General features: G+C 45.2%; 18 protein-coding genes. 14 read left to right on the top strand and 4 right to left on the bottom strand.

Annotation, left to right across the window (positions count from 1 at the left end; all coding sequences use genetic code 11):
* Window positions 1-163 precede the first annotated feature (163 nt).
* From AC58QC_RS26040 to AC58QC_RS26065, 6 genes are all read left to right on the top strand, one after another.
* Complete coding sequence (locus AC58QC_RS26040) at window positions 164-904, top strand: hypothetical protein (RefSeq protein WP_497417960.1); 741 nt, start codon at window positions 164-166, stop codon at window positions 902-904.
* Between the two features lie 2 nt (window positions 905-906).
* Window positions 907-1,284 (top strand): GntR family transcriptional regulator, encoded by a 378-nt coding sequence (locus AC58QC_RS26045; RefSeq protein ID WP_497417961.1) that lies wholly within the window; start codon window positions 907-909, stop codon window positions 1,282-1,284.
* 1 nt (window position 1,285) lies between these two features.
* Complete coding sequence (locus tag AC58QC_RS26050) at window positions 1,286-1,975, top strand: ATP-binding cassette domain-containing protein (RefSeq protein WP_497417962.1); 690 nt, start codon at window positions 1,286-1,288, stop codon at window positions 1,973-1,975.
* A gap of 29 nt (window positions 1,976-2,004) precedes the next feature.
* On the top strand, window positions 2,005-2,685 hold the full coding sequence (locus AC58QC_RS26055; RefSeq protein WP_497417963.1) for a DUF4386 domain-containing protein: 681 nt from the start codon (window positions 2,005-2,007) through the stop codon (window positions 2,683-2,685).
* A 116-nt stretch (window positions 2,686-2,801) separates the two neighbouring features.
* Window positions 2,802-4,280 (top strand): Lsa family ABC-F type ribosomal protection protein, encoded by a 1,479-nt coding sequence (locus AC58QC_RS26060; protein ID WP_497417964.1) that lies wholly within the window; start codon window positions 2,802-2,804, stop codon window positions 4,278-4,280.
* Window positions 4,281-4,335: 55 nt separating this feature from the next.
* On the top strand, window positions 4,336-5,046 hold the full coding sequence (locus AC58QC_RS26065) for an AAA family ATPase (RefSeq protein ID WP_497417965.1): 711 nt from the start codon (window positions 4,336-4,338) through the stop codon (window positions 5,044-5,046).
* A gap of 12 nt (window positions 5,047-5,058) precedes the next feature.
* Here the strand turns inward: AC58QC_RS26065 and AC58QC_RS26070 are convergent, their stop codons facing one another.
* A complete protein-coding gene (locus tag AC58QC_RS26070; RefSeq protein WP_497417966.1) occupies window positions 5,059-5,238 on the bottom strand; it encodes a DUF6954 family protein in 180 nt (59 codons plus the stop codon).
* Window positions 5,239-5,396: 158 nt separating this feature from the next.
* Window positions 5,397-6,434 (bottom strand): stalk domain-containing protein, encoded by a 1,038-nt coding sequence (locus AC58QC_RS26075; RefSeq protein ID WP_497417967.1) that lies wholly within the window; start codon window positions 6,432-6,434, stop codon window positions 5,397-5,399.
* Window positions 6,435-6,852: 418 nt separating this feature from the next.
* Here AC58QC_RS26075 and rpoN point away from each other — a divergent pair, with 418 nt between their 5' ends.
* Entirely contained in the window at window positions 6,853-8,184 is a 1,332-nt protein-coding gene (gene rpoN / locus AC58QC_RS26080) for an RNA polymerase factor sigma-54 (RefSeq protein ID WP_497417968.1), read from the top strand.
* A gap of 26 nt (window positions 8,185-8,210) precedes the next feature.
* Here rpoN and ablB read toward each other — a convergent pair whose 3' ends face one another.
* Window positions 8,211-9,068, bottom strand: a complete 858-nt coding sequence (ablB, locus tag AC58QC_RS26085) for a putative beta-lysine N-acetyltransferase (RefSeq protein WP_497417969.1) — start codon at window positions 9,066-9,068, stop codon at window positions 8,211-8,213.
* 186 nt (window positions 9,069-9,254) lie between these two features.
* Here ablB and AC58QC_RS26090 point away from each other — a divergent pair, with 186 nt between their 5' ends.
* The 7 genes from AC58QC_RS26090 to AC58QC_RS26120 are packed head-to-tail and all read left to right on the top strand — an operon-like array spanning window position 9,255 to window position 16,416.
* Complete coding sequence (locus AC58QC_RS26090) at window positions 9,255-9,518, top strand: YokU family protein (RefSeq protein ID WP_497417970.1); 264 nt, start codon at window positions 9,255-9,257, stop codon at window positions 9,516-9,518.
* Between the two features lie 33 nt (window positions 9,519-9,551).
* Window positions 9,552-10,907, top strand: a complete 1,356-nt coding sequence (locus tag AC58QC_RS26095) for an aspartate aminotransferase family protein (protein ID WP_497417971.1) — start codon at window positions 9,552-9,554, stop codon at window positions 10,905-10,907.
* Complete coding sequence (locus AC58QC_RS26100; protein ID WP_497417980.1) at window positions 10,907-11,632, top strand: CoA transferase subunit A; 726 nt, start codon at window positions 10,907-10,909, stop codon at window positions 11,630-11,632. The genes AC58QC_RS26095 and AC58QC_RS26100 overlap by 1 nt, the downstream gene beginning before the upstream one ends.
* Entirely contained in the window at window positions 11,599-12,261 is a 663-nt protein-coding gene (locus AC58QC_RS26105; protein ID WP_497417972.1) for a 3-oxoacid CoA-transferase subunit B, read from the top strand. The genes AC58QC_RS26100 and AC58QC_RS26105 overlap by 34 nt, the downstream gene beginning before the upstream one ends.
* Window positions 12,262-12,309: 48 nt before the next feature.
* Complete coding sequence (locus AC58QC_RS26110; protein WP_497417973.1) at window positions 12,310-13,599, top strand: peptidase; 1,290 nt, start codon at window positions 12,310-12,312, stop codon at window positions 13,597-13,599.
* Between the two features lie 8 nt (window positions 13,600-13,607).
* Window positions 13,608-14,972: a 4-aminobutyrate--2-oxoglutarate transaminase gene (gene gabT, locus AC58QC_RS26115; protein WP_497417981.1), complete on the top strand. Its 1,365-nt coding sequence runs from the start codon at window positions 13,608-13,610 to the stop codon at window positions 14,970-14,972.
* 25 nt (window positions 14,973-14,997) lie between these two features.
* Window positions 14,998-16,416 (top strand): aldehyde dehydrogenase family protein, encoded by a 1,419-nt coding sequence (locus AC58QC_RS26120; RefSeq protein WP_497417974.1) that lies wholly within the window; start codon window positions 14,998-15,000, stop codon window positions 16,414-16,416.
* A gap of 182 nt (window positions 16,417-16,598) precedes the next feature.
* Here AC58QC_RS26120 and AC58QC_RS26125 read toward each other — a convergent pair.
* Window positions 16,599-16,748 (bottom strand): IS3 family transposase (locus tag AC58QC_RS26125; protein ID WP_497417982.1); only part of this gene is annotated, 150 nt, incomplete at its 5' end.

Consider the following 16,748-nt stretch of genomic DNA (forward strand, 5'->3'; position numbering starts at 1 on the left):
AGATAACAATTGATGAATTGATTGTAACGTACCTTTTTAAACTGAATGTAAACACATGGGTTGTAGATTTTATTTTGTCTATTTACTTGTTATACTGACTTAGTGTATTATGACATTAATACAATTTATCGCCATATTTTTTCCATTTGAAGGAGAGATTAGGATGAGGGCATGGGTAGCTTTATTCAAAAAAGATTTTAAATTAACACGAACGCTATTTTTCATAGGACTTGTTATGAATGCCTTGATCGTCATGCTGACGTTATATCTGGGGATGATAGCAAAGGGTACTCTATTTATTTTTCTCCCGCTGGTAGCGGCCGTTATTTTTCATGTGTTATATATGCCAATCACGCTATTTGTCAGCTTTAAATCAGAGGCCAACCAGCTGCACTTATGGCTGCATAATCCGCAACCAGCAGCTATGTTGCTAATTAGCAAGATTCTGAACGGGTTGATCATGCTTATTACGTCACTTCTAATGCTATATGTGATGTCTGGTTTGTTAATCATTCCAAAGTTCAATTTAATTGAAGCATATTGGACAGATACGTGGGTATCAGGGCTGCTTATTTGGCTCCATACGATTATGCTTTCGATCCTGTTTGGTGTATGGGTAATCTTGCTCTGGGCGCTTTTCCACTTTCTTAGAAATCGAATTGGACGTTGGACCTGGTTCATTCTAATAGGAGCTGTTATCGTACCGGGCTGGATAAATGCGCTATTTGAAAGAACTGTACTGTATCATGTCTTGACCAAATGGGGCGGTATTTCCTATGATTTCCCTACTTTTTCAATATCGCCGATACAAACGTATGCAGGTGAATATGTTTATACCTTTCTTATCATTATTGGATTATTCGTACTAACAGCATGGATGATTGACAACAAAGTTGAGGTGTAACGATGGAAGAATTTAATGCTTCAAAACCAATTTATCTCCAACTAGCCGATCGAATTAAACGACAGATTGTGAGTAATGAATTGAAAGCTGGTGAGAAGCTGCCTTCTGTTCGTGACATGGGGTTGAAATACAGCGTAAATCCAAACACCATTCAGCGTACTTACAGCGAATTGGAGCGTGAAGGAATTCTGGAGACAAGAAGAGGCAATGGTACTTTTGTTACGGAACAAGAGGGGCATCTAACCCTGCAACGAGAAAATTTGAAAAATGAACAGATCCTTACCTTTGTTCAGGTCATGCAAGAAATGGGCTTCAGCACGCATGAAATCATCTCAGGGGTTCAGAATCATTTGAGTAAAACGGAAAAAGGAGATGAGTAATGTGATTCAATTGACGAATGTTTCTAAAAAGTATGTCAATCAAACAGCAGTTACTGACATTTCATTTACACTGCCCATTGGAAAAATCATAGGAATTGTGGGTGAGAATGGCAGCGGCAAGTCTACGATATTGAATCTCATTTCCGGATTATCGCTTCCAACGAGTGGGAGTGTAACGGTGAATGGCGAGAAAGCCAACCGAAGAATAAGTAAAGTTGTTTCCTATTTATCAGAGCTTGGTTCCTATTATTCATTCTTCACAGTAGGTCAAGCGATGGAATTCCTTGCCTCCCAATTTGCTGATTTCAACATGACCAAAGCGCAAGAAATTATGACATTCATGCAGCTGGAGCCTCATTTGAAAATCAAAAATCTATCCAAAGGAAACCGCGGCCGCTTAAAAATCATGCTGACATTGGCCAGAGAAGTACCCTACCTTCTGATCGATGAGCCCTTATCAGGACTTGATCCCATGGTGCGCGATTCCATTGTGAAAGGGATGATTTCCTATGTTGATTTGGAAACGCAGACACTCATCATGACGAGCCATGAGATTGCGGAAATTGAATCCTTACTTGACTGCTTCATTGCGATAAAGGACGGTTCGGTACTCAGAATGGCTGATGTGGAAGAATTACATGAATCAGAAGGTGTGGGCATCACGGATTGGATGAAGAAAGCGTACGTCTAAATGAATGTACATCCAAAGGAGGTAAGTAAATGAACGCAAACAGGAAGACAGCCATTCTTGTAGGTATACTTTTTATTGTTGCAACAGCAACATCAATCATCGGTCTTATTTTGTATAATCCGCTTCTAAATGATGCTAATTATCTAATCCAAGGTGCTGAACATGCAGATCAAATTATCCTAGGTGCGATATTCGAGTTAACACTTGTCGTTTCAGCGATTGGCACTTCGATCTTGTTGTTCCCTTTGTTCCGAAAGCACAATGAAAGCATCGCGCTTGGGTATGTTTGCTTCCGATTCCTAGAAGCCATTATCATTACGATTGGCATAATCAGCGTACTAGCCTTATTAACGTTAAGTCAGGAATTTGTAAATACAGCAGCTCCGAATGAATCCTCGTTCCATGCTTCAGGTACACTTCTTATTGCCATCCATGACTGGACGTTTTTACTTGGGCCTAATTTCATGTTGGGCATTAATACGATGATGTGTAGTTATTTACTCTATAAGTCCAAACTCGTCCCCCGATTCATCTCCTATATGGGTTTTACCGGGGCAACACTTATATTTATCGCGGCTTTGCTAGAAATGTTTAGTGTCATAGATCAGCTTTCCACATGGGGAGCCGTTCTAGCAATCCCAGTTGCCTGTTATGAAGTGACACTAGCGGTATGGCTCATAGCTAAAGGTTTTCGTGTACCAAAAAGCTAGAACCTTCGTAACATTAAAGTGTTTAAGGAGAGTTTCGTTTTAGTTATCCTTTACTTCGAATTGGTAAAACCTATTATGATATGATGAGTTCATGCTTAGTATTGGAGGATCCACTCATGTCATTAATAAATGTAACAAACCTAACGTTTGCCTATGATGGCAGCTACGATAACATATTTGAAAACGTCAATTTTCAAATCGATACCGATTGGAAATTAGGATTTACGGGAAGAAACGGGAGAGGGAAGACCACATTTCTTAACTTATTGCTTGGTAAATACGAATACAGCGGTCATATTGCTGCGAATGTCGGCTTTGAATATTTCCCTTTCCAAGTTGAAAATAAACATATGAACACCCTCGATGTCATCAACGACATTGTTCCGGACTATCAACACTGGGAATTAATGCGTGAACTAACTTTGCTTAAGGTCTCTGAGGATGTGCTGTATCGGCCCTTCGAATCATTGTCCAATGGAGAGCAAACGAAAGTGTTGCTGGCTGCATTGTTTCTTAAGGAGAATAGCTTCCTGTTAATTGATGAACCCACCAATCATCTGGATATGAAGGCTCGGAAATTGGTCAGTGATTATCTGAATACCAAAAGCGGTTATATTCTGGTGTCTCATGACAGATCGTTTCTGGATAACTGCGTTGATCACACTCTTTCCATCAATAAGACGAATATCGAAATTCAAAAAGGCAACTTTACCGATTGGTGGGAAAATAAACAGCGACAAGATCATTTCGAACTCGCAGAAAACGAAAAGCTGAAGAAAGACATTAAACGATTATCTGAATCTGCTAAACGAACAAGCAACTGGTCTCATGAAGTCGAGAAAACAAAAAACGGTTCAAGAAATTCTGGTTCCAAGGTTGATAAAGGCTATATTGGTCACAAGGCTGCAAAAATGATGAAACGTTCTAAATCCATCGAACAACGACAGCAATCTGCGATTGATGAAAGGTCTAAGCTTCTTAAGAATATCGAAAGCGCAGAAGACTTAAAGATTACACAACTAGCTTATCATAAGAACCAACTTGCGGAGCTCGAGCATGTTTCGATTTATTATGGCGAGAAGGTGGTTTGCCAAGATATCAGCTTTACCATTGAGCAAGGTGATCGAATTGCGCTTTCAGGTAAAAACGGATCTGGCAAATCAAGTATTATAAAGTTACTATGTGGTCAGAACATAAACTATACAGGTACTTTCAGAGTGGGAAGCCAGCTTCAAATCTCCTATGTTTCACAGGAAACCTCGCATTTACAAGGTAATTTAACGGACTATGCGAAGAAAAATGAGATTGATGAGAGTCTCTTTAAAGCAATTTTAAGAAAGCTGGACTTCGCCAGAGTTCAATTTGAAAAGGATATTTCTTCATTCAGCGGCGGCCAGAAGAAGAAAGTACTAATTGCCAAAAGTCTAAGTGAGAAAGCTCATTTGCACATCTGGGATGAACCGCTTAACTTTATTGATGTTATTTCGCGCATGCAGATTGAAGAGTTACTGCTTGAATACGCACCAACCCTGCTCTTTGTGGAGCATGACAGGGAATTTTGTAATCAAGTAGCAACCAAGATTATTGAACTTTAATATAACTTTAGAATAGAAGTATGGATTGGAAGTTTTTAATTGGAGTTGACTAACCGTGTACTTGAGAAGAATTGACCTTCAGAAGAATGAGAATATCGATCCTAATAAATATCCTTTTACAATCCCTTCTATACAATCGTTGACTTCGCTTACTTTTCAGAAGAATGTCACATTTCTCGTTGGCGAGAATGGTTCGGGCAAATCAACGATTCTTGAAGCCATTGCGTATCAATGCGGATTTAACACGGCAAGTGGAGGGAGAAACAATGTTTATGATGTTGATGCTTCCCAGTCTATTCTGGGAGATCATTTACGTCTTTCGTGGATGCCCAAAATTACGAATGGCTTTTTTCTAAGAGCAGAAACCTTTTATAGTTTTGCCAGCTATTTAGACACGATGCCTGAAAGCTTGGACTATTATGGCGGCCGCTCCTTACATGAGCAATCCCATGGTGAAGCATTTCTCTCACTTTTTAAGCATCGATTTGGGAAAAAGGCGATTTATCTGCTTGATGAGCCAGAGGCGGCATTATCCCCTGCAAGACAATTGGCCTTAATGCGCGTGATTAAGGATTTGGAAAATGAAGCGCAGTTCATTATCGCCACACATTCTCCGATACTGCTTGGATTTCCAGATGTACAAATTCTTAATTTTGATGAGCAACCGATCAGTGAAATTCAATATGAGGAAACGCTGCATTACATGATTACGAAACGATTTCTCGACAATAGGAAAATGATCCTAGATGAGTTGTTCAAAGATTGAGAGCAAGGCTTATCATTTTTTGCGGAAAATGAGATAAGTGATCGTTGTTAATACAACATAGATGAGAATAACAACTACAAGAGTGATCATGCGCTCTTTGGTAGTGCCATCAGCAAACAACACAGGACCTAAACCAAAAAAAGTGACCAACGCGTACAAAACAAACATAACAAGCCCCAGAACAACTTTCATGTTCAATACCTCCTTTTAAAACTGTGCCAATCACTTTCATTGATTTGAAATCATCATTATTGCCATTCAAAAGTTTCGTTATACAGATTATACGCGCACGAGAGCTAATGAATAAAGTCAGTATTCCCACTAAAGGGAACACTGACTTTTTGTTTTTTTTAGAATAATCGCCTAGCTGTAACAAAACGCTTCTTCCATTTCTCATCGAAATCCGTGAAGTGAACGCCAAGCTCTTTGGAATAGGTTTGAAGGATCTTACCATCTCCCGCATAAATGCCTACATGACCAATATCGAGCCCGCGAGCTGTGAAGAATAGAAGATCGCCTTTACGAATTTCATTAATCCCGATGACTTTTCCATCCAGTGCTTGGTCGTAAGAGACTCGTGGCAAATCAATGGATAGCACGTGTTTAAACACATATTGAACAAATGAGGAGCAATCGAATGTATTCGTTTGACCGGATGCGGCTCCGAATTCGTATGGGGTTCCGAGGTATTTCGACCCGAAATTGATAATTTCATCCGCTTGCTTCGCTACTAACTCCGAGCTCTTGTAATCGGTATACATCGAAGCAGCAGAAATGAAACCAATTGTACCGTCTTGGGTCTGTACCTCCAGCCAATCCGTGTTTATTTCTCGGATGACGTGAATTTTATCGCTTTTCGGAAGCATCCGGAGAACGCGGGAATCCTGATCCTTGCCTGGTAAGTCACGCAGGTTGACGCCATATTGGATCGTGGTTTCATAAGAGTGAACCGATGAAATGGTAATCGATCGGGAATAATCATGCCATTTCACGAGGTTTCCTAGTGTTTCACTAATAAATCGCAATGGAATCATGGTAAAACCATCAATAATTTTGCCGGGTAGGGGCAGCTCTAGCCGCTCTTTATTTTTATAAGCATACGTGTCTCCGATTTGGTATGTAACTGTGGTGCCTTCTTTCACGGCAGTAACTGTTCGCGTGTTCTCATCCCAAGAGATTTTAGCACCTTCAGCCTCAAATAGGGCACGCATCGGAACGAGACTATAGCCGTTTTCAATTACAGGTGGTGTCTGAAATGATAACGGATGTCCATCTAGAAATACGGAGGGAGACACATTCTCAGCGGCTTGAACCGACGTTCCTTGAAGTAGTACTATGCTCAAAATTGTAATCTTCACACCTTGAAGGAAACCATTTCTAATCCTCATGTAGATATACCTCATACTTTCCGATAGTTCCTAAATAATTCGTTGAAATCTTATCCCTTTAGTCCGTATTTTCGGGACCAGTATATGGAAATAGAAAAGAGGACTCCTTGCGGAGTCCTCTTCGACGGTGAGTAGATTGTTGGTACTCTTGCTTTGAACCTTACTTCGCTAGGTCACTACCTCATCACATCATTGCAGTACGGGTACTACAGTAAGTGGTATGCGGCACATCTCCTCGCCTCCATATGGATTCAATAACAAATTCCCTTGTGTAAATTGTCTGCGACACAACACCTCACCACTGCGTCACCGTCATAAATTATTATGTCCGGGCTGCTGAGACAATATACATAGAATTTGCTAAAAGGTAACATTGCTGAATACATATAGAAGCAACAACGAAAAGGGGGTGATGTCCATGCGCCCAGGTTACGGCATGTTCCAACAACAAACGGCCAAAATGCGATTGACTCCTCAGCTGCGTAAAGCAATAACGATCCTCAAGCTTTCGACACCAGAATTGCTGGAAGCTGTCCAACAGGAGATCAATGAGAATCCGGTATTGGAATTCGCCGGCAACGAATGGGATGCTAATAACGCCAAACCTCAATTATTCCGTGGGATTGGCAGTAGCAGTAGTGATCACATCTATGACCCTATACGATCCGCTGCATCTAACGAGGTATCCTTGGAAAGACAATTAAAGGAGCAGTTGAGCTTTGTAAAAAAAATATCGCCTTCCATCCGGCATTTAGTCTCATTTATGATCGGAAATCTGGACAACAATGGTTACCTTGGATCCACTTTGCATGAAATTTCCGAAGTATGTAAAACAGAGCTTGCCCAAGCGGAGCTAGCGCTAAAGATCTTGCAAAGCTTTGAGCCCCGCGGCGTAGGAGCAAGAAACTTGAGGGAATGTCTGCTTCTCCAGGTCCAGTCCATGACTGATAGCTTTCCATTAGTCTCCGTATTAATTCGTGGTCATCTAAAGGATGTTGCTGATTACAGAATTCATAAATTAGCGACGACGCTGCGAGTGGGCACACAAGAAATACAGGCTGCGATCGATGTGATCAAAGGTTTGAATCCTAGACCTGGCGCAGTCTTTCATATAGAAGCAATACAATATATCATACCTGAGGTCATTATCGAGAAGGGGAGTGATCAGCTCGTTGTGTTGCTTCACCAATCAGTGTCATCCCGAGTTGCGATTAACGGTTATTATGAACGTATGGTCCTGGAGAACAGTGATAAGAACGAAGTAACGAAGTTCCTCACAGGTAAATTACATGCCGCGAAATTCTTCTTGAAGTGCTTGGAGCAAAGACGTAGGACCATATACCGGGTAGCGCAGGCTATTGTGGAGGAGCAAGCCGATTTTTTCTGGAAGGGTACGGCCCATCTCAAACCAATGACCTTAAATCAGATTGCAGATAAATTGGGTGTTCATGAATCGACAGTTAGCCGCGCTACGGCAGGGAAGTACGCCCAAACGCCCTGGGGCATCTTCGAACTGAAGTACTTCTTCCCTTCGGGATTGCAGATGGACAGGGGAGACTCCGCCTCATCTGAGCGTGTAAAAGAGATAATAAAGGCATGGATCAGCAGTGAAGACCATCAAAAGCCATATTCCGATCAAAAGCTGGCTGAGCTTATGAGGCAGGAAGGTATTCACATTTCCCGCCGAACCATAACCAAATATAGGGAAGAGCTTGGTATTTCTTCTTCTGTTAGAAGGAAACGCATATAGTTGGAATACATGGTGATAGGGGGTGTTCATTTTAACGATTTGGTCCATAAATTCATGTCTTCAAATTTATCATAGATATCACAATTTTTCGTAAGTCGGCCGTAATAGCGGTATCCCATCTGGTAGAAAACGGCATTCATACCGAAGGAAAGCGCTCTTGATAAGGAATAGGCGCATGTGATCTTCCGTGCGAGTAATTCATCTTCCAAGGCATGCACAAGCAGTCTCATCAGTCCTTGATTACGATAAGCGGGTAGAGTAGCGCAGTCCGTCATCTCAGCATTCGCATAGACCGAATTGATCTCTGCGGAGGCAGCGCTAATCAGCTGATTCTGCGATTCAACAAGAAAATAAATGGTTCCTTCCCGCATGGTTTTCTCGACATATATCGGATCATTCATCGGTGTCGGGTACGTTTGGAAAATGTGACTGTATAAATCGGAAAGTTGTTCAGCATCCTCCAGTTGAGCCATTCGCAGTGTGTAGTCGTTCGGGACCAATGGCCGATTCGGCTTGAGAGGGAGAGCGAGCACTTGCTTAAGAATGTGATCTTCTTCCAACCAATAGTCGCTGGTTCGCCGCTCCAAATCACTATACATAGCCATACAATAAGCGTCGCAGCCGTTGTAATATCCTTTATAAATTCCCTCAAGCATACAGCCCTTCGATAATAATAGCTGCCAGTCAGCCTCTCTTGATTTGATGAACACTTTGGTCAAGGTATGTTCTTTAGCAATTTCAACTATCCGCACATAAATGGCATCTATATTCCCCAAATAGTCATCTACCCGCAACCTTTTATTCATAAAATCAAGGCAAATCATGATCGAATAAACGGTGCCGTTCACAATTTGATTCGTGTAGGTCGGCAGTTCATTTGGCATTCAGCATCCCCCTAACACCCTCAATTTGCTGCAAAAAAATAAATACTGCCAAAAGTTTGGCGGCTATTCCCATACATTCAACCTGGTAGCTGTACAAATACCCATTGCGAAAAGTTGGCATCTATTTTGCATCTTATACAGATAGGCGAAGAATGTTCTATACCATATGAAGGAGGATCGGGACATATGAATTGCATGTGGTGTGATGCGGAAGATATTCGTGAAAGTGTGAAAGATTGCTACTGGATCCTGCCAAATGGAAGAATGGCGGTTCAGATATTGGAAATACCCGCGATCGAATGCGCCAACTGTCGTACTTATGTATTGGAAAGCACTGCGCAGCACATCGAAGAGACGCTATATTGGCATGATGTATCCGCGTTAGGAACTGCTTTTCGATATGAAGATCTGTTGAAGGCTCCGCGGGTAAAGAATATGTTTCTGAAGTAGAAACTTAGCGAGAGTGATCTGTGGGGGTGCCGTATGAAGCGGGAGCATGTCATCAAACCGATTTTGGATCACCATTATCCCACCATTCAATCTGGGAAAGGCGTTTTTCTATACGATGATCAAGGCAAAGCCTATATAGACGGTTCGTCGGGAGCTGTGACTGCAGGCATCGGGCACGGGGTGCAAGAAGTCATTGATGCGATGCTGGAGCAAGCTAATAAGGTCTCTTTTGTCTATAGGTCCCAATTTACCAGTGAACCCGCCGAAAAGCTCGCAGAGAAGTTAAGCGATTTAGCACCCGGCAACGATTACTGGACCTTCTTCGTGAACAGTGGATCCGAAGCAACGGAGACTGCGATGAAAATCGCGATACAGCATTGGCAAGAGAAAGGGCGGCTGGGCAAAAATAAAGTGATTTCAAGGCGAATGAGCTATCACGGGATCACATTGGGTGCTCTTTCGATGTCAGGTCATGTCCTGCGAAGAAGACGGTTTATTCCTTTATTGGAGGACTTTCCGGTCGTCGTTCCGCCTTATTGCTATCGGTGTCCACTGGGTAAGACCTTTCCAGCATGCAGCTTGGCATGTGCGGACGATTTGGCAACCGCGATTAAGCGGATCGGTGCTGAACATATCGCTGCATTCATCGCGGAGCCGATCATTGGAGCCGCGGGCGGTGCAATTGTTCCACCTGAAGACTATTACAAGAAGATCAAGTCTATCTGCGAACAAAATGAGATCTTATTCATCGCCGATGAGGTTATGACTGGTATTGCCCGGACCGGAGCCATGTTCGGTATGGAGCACTATGGTGTTGAACCCGATCTCATGGCGCTTGGAAAAGGCATGAGCGCCGGTTATACGCCAATGGCAGCAGCGCTTGTCAAAGATCATGTGATGGAACCCATTTTGAAAGGCTCCAGAAGTATCATGTCAGGACACACGTACAGTGCGAATCCCCAATCGGCGGCTGTATCATTGGCAGTTCTTCACTATCTCGACAAACATCAATTAGTCAGCGCTGCCAAGACCAAAGGCGGTTATTTGATGGGCCATCTGCAGCAAATGGCGGAAGAGATCGATATAATCGGCGATGTACGTGGTAAAGGGCTACTTCTAGCCTTAGAGTTTGTGGCTGATCGAATCAGCAAGCGGCCGTTTCCGTCTGGATTAGGTGTCACGTCACGGATCATTGAGAAAGCCTTTCATAAAGGGCTTCTTGTTTACCCCGCGGCAGGGGCGGTCGATGGGGAAGGGGATGCGATTATTGTGGCGCCGCCTTTGGTCATAACCGAGGAAGAAATCGACCAGCTAGTGCACATTTTGGAAGAGTCCATACGGGAAGTCATGGCTGATATGACCTCATCCGCAACGGAGGAGATAGGATGATGCCAAACGAACATGCACATGGGGTCGCAGGTGGTAAAGTTCGAACTTTAGAAGAAGCGCTTGTTTCGATTACCAATGGCTGCACATTAATGTTTGGCGGATTTGGCGGCATCGGTACGCCTCCAACGTTAATTGAGGGGATTTTACAAAAGGGTGTTAAGGATTTAACACTCATTGGGAATGATACGGGATTTCCCCATATCGGCATTGGGCGTTTAGTTACAGCAGGTCGCGTGAAGAAGGTGATCGCTTCTCATATTGGTTCAAATCCTAACGCTGGTCAAATGATGGAGCAGGGCACCATGGAGGTCGTCTTTTACCCGCAAGGTACGCTTTGTGAAAAAATTCGAGCTGGCGGCGTTGGACTTGGCGGGATATTGGTGGATGTCGGTGTCGGTACGATCATGGAGCAAGGTAAGGCGACTGTTTCCATCGACGAGAAAACCTATCTGGTAGAACCAGCACTGACGGCAGACGTCGCCATCGTTCATGCGAAAAAGGCTGATCCCTATGGGAATCTCATTTACGATAAAAGCGGCAGAAACCTCAATCCTTTGGTCGCGATGGCAGGAAAAATAACCATTGCCGAAGTAGACGAAATTGTGCCGCTCGGTGAACTGGACCCCGAAAGTATCGTTACGCCAGGCATTTTCGTCGATATGGTAATGTTGAGCAGAGGGGTGAACTGGGCATGGGTATGGGAAAAGAAACCCGCGACCGAATAGCAAAACGTGCTGCTCAAGAGCTAAAGGATGGCATGGCTGTTAATCTAGGTATCGGCATCCCGACCAAGGTCGCGGATTATGTGCCAGAAGGCATTCAAGTCGTATTTCATGCGGAAAATGGGATCTTAGGTGCAGGCGGCGGCCCGATTCCAGGGGAAGAAGATGCTTTTCTCTGCAACGCGGGCGGGTATCCCATCACGATTACAAGCGGTGCTTCCTACTGCGATAGCTCCATTGCTTTTGCCATGATTCGCAGAGGCTGTATCGATATCACAATACTTGGTGCGCTTGAGGTGAGTGAGCGTGGGGATTTGGCCAATTGGATCGTACCTGGGAAGCGTGTGGCGGGAATCGGAGGGGCGATGGAACTTGCCCAGAAAGCCAAAAAAGTCATCGTTCTGATGAACCATGTGAATCGGCAGGGGGAATCTAAGGTTAAAAAACAATGCGAATTGCCCCTTACGGCAGTAGCTTGTGTGAAATTGATTATTACGGAAATGGCTGTGATGGAGGTTACGGAGCAAGGTTTGCTTTTAAAAGAAATTATGCTGCCCTATACGGTGGAGGACGTTGTCAATCATACGGAAGCAGATTTACTCATCCCGGAACACATTACTTACATTCCATAGACGGTGGTTAAAACCGTGTTTGGCTATACCCGGAAGGAGGGATTTCCTTTGTCTAATGAGAATGCTCAGCTGCAAAAGCAAATTCACGACTGGATATGGCTTCATCGCAATGACGGCATCGAATTACTGCAGAAGCTGGTAAGGCTTCCGAGTGTGCAGGGCAATGAGAAGGAGGCACAGCTCTTAATTGCTGATAAATTATGGGAGATGGCGCTCGACGTGGATGTGTGGGAGCCGGATGGAGGGTCGCTTGCTTCGCATCCTTATTTTTGTTCCCCGCGAAACCGTTTTATAGGCAGTCCCAATGTTGTTGGTGTTTTGAAAGGGGCAGGCGGGGGGCGCTCGCTGCTGCTTAATGGTCATATGGATGTCGTTCCAGAAGGAAATCGCGAACAATGGCAGGATGATCCTTACAGCGGCAAAGTGGTTGACGGGAAGCTGTATGGTCGCGGGGCAACGGATATGAAAGGCGGGAACGTCTCTCTGCTTTTGGCTATTGAGGCTGTTCAGAGTCTCGGACTGAGGTTGAAAGGCGACGTCATTTTTGAAAGCGTCATTGAAGAAGAAAGCGGTGGGGCAGGGACACTGGCTGCCATTGTAAAAGGGTATCGGGCCGATGCTGCGCTTATCCCCGAGCCTACGAATATGCGCATATTTCCGAAGCAACAAGGCTCCATGTGGTTCCGTATTGAGGTGAAGGGACGTTCGGCTCACGGGGGAACGAGGTACGAGGGCGTTAGCGCCATTGAGAAAAGTATGGCTGTGATCCAGCATATTCGCGAGCTTGAGGAGCAGCGAAATGCCCGGATCTCAGATCCGTTGTACGCCAATAACCCGATTCCGATTCCGATTAATATTGGAGTCATTCAAGGTGGCAATTGGCCATCGTCTGTATCGGACACGGTGAAGCTAGAGGGACGAATGGGCGTTGCCCCCGAGGAAAAGCTTGATGATGCTAAGGTGGAAATGTGCCAATGGATGGCTAGGCTTAGCGCGAAAGACCCTTGGTTTGAGAAGCATCCGCCTAGTGTAGAATGGTTTGGAGCTCAGTGGGTGCCGGGCAGCGTGGATCCTGAGCACGCCTTGATGAAGGTGCTTATGCAGCAATATCGAGAGGTTAAACAGGAAGAACCTACGATTGAGGCATCGCCATGGGGAACAGACGGGGGTTTGCTTACGCAGCTTGGTGAAACACCTTGTATCATTTTTGGCCCAGGTATCACACATGTCGCTCATTATCCGAATGAGCATATTGCTTTGGAACATGTGTTCGAAGTGGCTGAAATCATCGCATTGACCATGATTCATTGGTGTGGTTTGGATGGAATGGAGGTATAGGGATGGAGATGAACCCGAAACTGTTGAAGTTCATTGATATGAAAACGGCAATTCCGGGGCCACAGGCACAGTTATTGCTGGAGAGGCGCATGGCGAGTATTCCAAGAGGTCCTTTCAATACGGTGCCAACCTTTGCGGCCAAAGGGGAGGGAGCCCTGCTTACTGATGTGGATGGAAATACCTTTATTGATTTCGCAGGTGCGATTGGCTCTTTAAATGTCGGACATTGTCCGCCAAAGGTCGTGGATGCTTTAAAGAACCAGCTAGATCATTATCTGCATCCTTGCTTTCATGTCATGATGTATGAGCCTTATGTGCTGCTTGCTGAGAAGCTTAATGCGTTGACGCCTGGGAATCATAAGAAGAAAACATTTTTCTTGAACAGCGGTGCTGAGGCGGTTGAGAATGCGGTGAAAATTGCCCGTAAATTTACAGGACGAAGAGCAGTGATATCCTTCGAGCGTGGCTTTCACGGGAGAACGTATATGGCGATGTCCTTAACCAGTAAGGTAAAGCCTTATAAGAATGGCTTCGGTCCTTTTGCGCCTGATACGTACAAAATGCCCTATCCTTACTACTATCGCGCTCCTTCCGGCATGACGCAGGATGAAGTGGATGATCAGCTTTTACAGAAATTCGAGGATTTCTTCTTATCGGAGGTTCCTGGTGAAGAAGTTGCTGCGATCATCATGGAACCCGTTCAAGGCGAAGGGGGCTTTGTAATCCCCTCCGTCAGGTTCGTGCAAGGTGTGAAGGCAATCTGCGAGAAATACGGAATATTGCTAATTGCCGACGAAGTGCAAACTGGGTTCGGGCGAACAGGGAAACTATTTGCGATGGAGCACTTTGGCGTTGTACCTGATTTAATGACCATGTCCAAATCGATTGCCGCAGGGCTCCCAATTAGTGCTGTGACTGGACGGGCGGAGATCATGGATGCACCAGGCACCGGTGAGATCGGCGGCACCTATGGAGGCAGCCCGCTCAGCTGTGTAGCAGCTTTACAAGTCATTGAAATGCTAGAACAAGAACGACTGGCTGAACGTGCAGCAGCGATTGGGGCAGCAGTAAGCGAACGATTTATTCAGCTGCAACAGGAAGCAGGCTGCATAGGGGAAGTACGTACATTGGGCGCTATGTGCGCAATTGAGATCGTGAAGGATTCGTCGTCCAAAATGCCAGATAAAGAACTGACGAGCAGGATTATACAAGAGGCGCATCAACGTGGTGTTATCGTGATGAGTGCGGGCATTTACGGTAATGTGATTCGTATATTAAGTCCGCTGGTCATTTCCGATGAGCAGCTTGCTGAGGGCTTGGAGGTTCTGGAGGAAGCGATCAAAACGTGCATTCACCCAAGTAAGCCTTCATGAACGAATGTGGAAGGGGGATTGAGGCATGAGAAAGCACCTATTTCTAGATGGTGCCTGGGTAGAAGCGGAGCAGTATCGTCCCTTATTCTCGCCTTACAGTGGCGAGCAAATAGCGGAGGTCGCATTTGCAGCTGCAGCTGAAGTGGAGTGTGCGATTGAAGCCGCCGAGAGAGCTAGACCGATCATGGCGCGTATGCCGTTCCATGAACGGGCAGCGATTCTGGAGAAGCTGGCAGCTTTGATCCGCGAGAAGAAGGAAGAATGCGCCCGTCTGATTGCGCTCGAAGCCGCTAAACCGATAACTACGGCGAGAACAGAGGTAGAGAGAACGATCGCGACCTACAAGTTTGCCGCCGAGGAAGCGAAGCGGATTCATGGAGAAACGATCCCCATGGATGCGGCTCCTGGAGGTGAGGGTCGTGTTGCGTATACGATTCATCAGCCTTTAGGGGTTGTGGCGGCCATTACGCCATTCAACTTTCCGATGAATCTGGTTGCGCACAAGGTTGGCCCAGCCATCGCTGCAGGCAATACGATTGTATTGAAACCTGCAGGTCAAACGCCGTTAACTGCTTTGTTTTTGGCAGAGCTTATGCAGCAAGCAGGTCTACCGGCAGGAGCACTAAACGTGATTACTGGCAGCGGCAGTGTGATTGGCGACATCTTGGTGAGGGATCCAAGGATTAAGGCGATAACCTTCACAGGAAGTCCTGAGGTCGGGATCGCCATCCGTAATAAGGCTGGCTTGAAAAAGGTCATTCTAGAATTAGGCTCCAATTCTGCTCTAATAGTAGATCAAGGGATTGATGTGGACGCCATGATCGCGAGGGCGGTCACAGGGGCATTTTCTTACGCTGGTCAGGTCTGCATCTCAATTCAGCGCATTTATGTGCATGAGCAGCTTTTTGATGAATTTGTTAGGAAATTCGTATCGCAAACGGAGAAGCTTCATTTAGGTGATCCGTTGGATTCCGCAACGGATGTGTCGGCATTAATCGGCCCAAGAGACGCTGAGCGTGCAATGATTTGGATCGCTGAAGCGGAGAAACTGGGTGCGATTGTCGCAACGGGTAACAAGAGAGAGGGGAATATCGTTCACCCGACAGTCCTGCTTCATGTTGCTCCTTCCGCTAGCGTATCGTGCCAAGAAGTGTTTGCCCCAATCGTGATGATCAATAAAGTCGCGTCGATAGAGGAAGCCATTCAGATGGTGAATGACTCCAAGTATGGACTTCAAGCTGGCATATACACGGAAAGCATTCGAACTGCGCTTGCGGCTGCCGAAGCATTAGAGGTAGGAGGCGTCATGATCAATGATATTCCAACCTTCCGCGTAGACCATATGCCGTATGGGGGCGTGAAGGAGAGCGGAACTGGGCGTGAGGGCGTAAAGTATGCTATACGCGAATTGACGGAGTTGAAATTAATTTGTTTTAAAAAGTAGGCAGGTATCTGCGGCGAGGTAAGAAGGGGAGGGATGTTCTCCGGCTACCGAGTTTGGGCAAAAATTGCATGCCACGTAGCTAAAAAGGCACCCGATTTAGGTGCCTTTTTAGCTTTGTTACACATACTCCGCCAAACTAACTGGAAATCTGCTCTTCTGTCAAGAAAGTGGACGTCCCTAAGTTATGCCACCCGCTGGTAGTATAGCTGCTCAAATTCGGTGGGAGACATGTAACCAATTGTGCTATTCGACCTTGTCCGGTTGTAAAAGAACTCAAGATACCTGTACAGCTTCTGCTGGGCTTCTTGTTTCGTCTTGAATTTTGGGTTGCT

The sequence above is a fragment of the Paenibacillus sp. J22P51 genome, assembly GCF_059692215.1.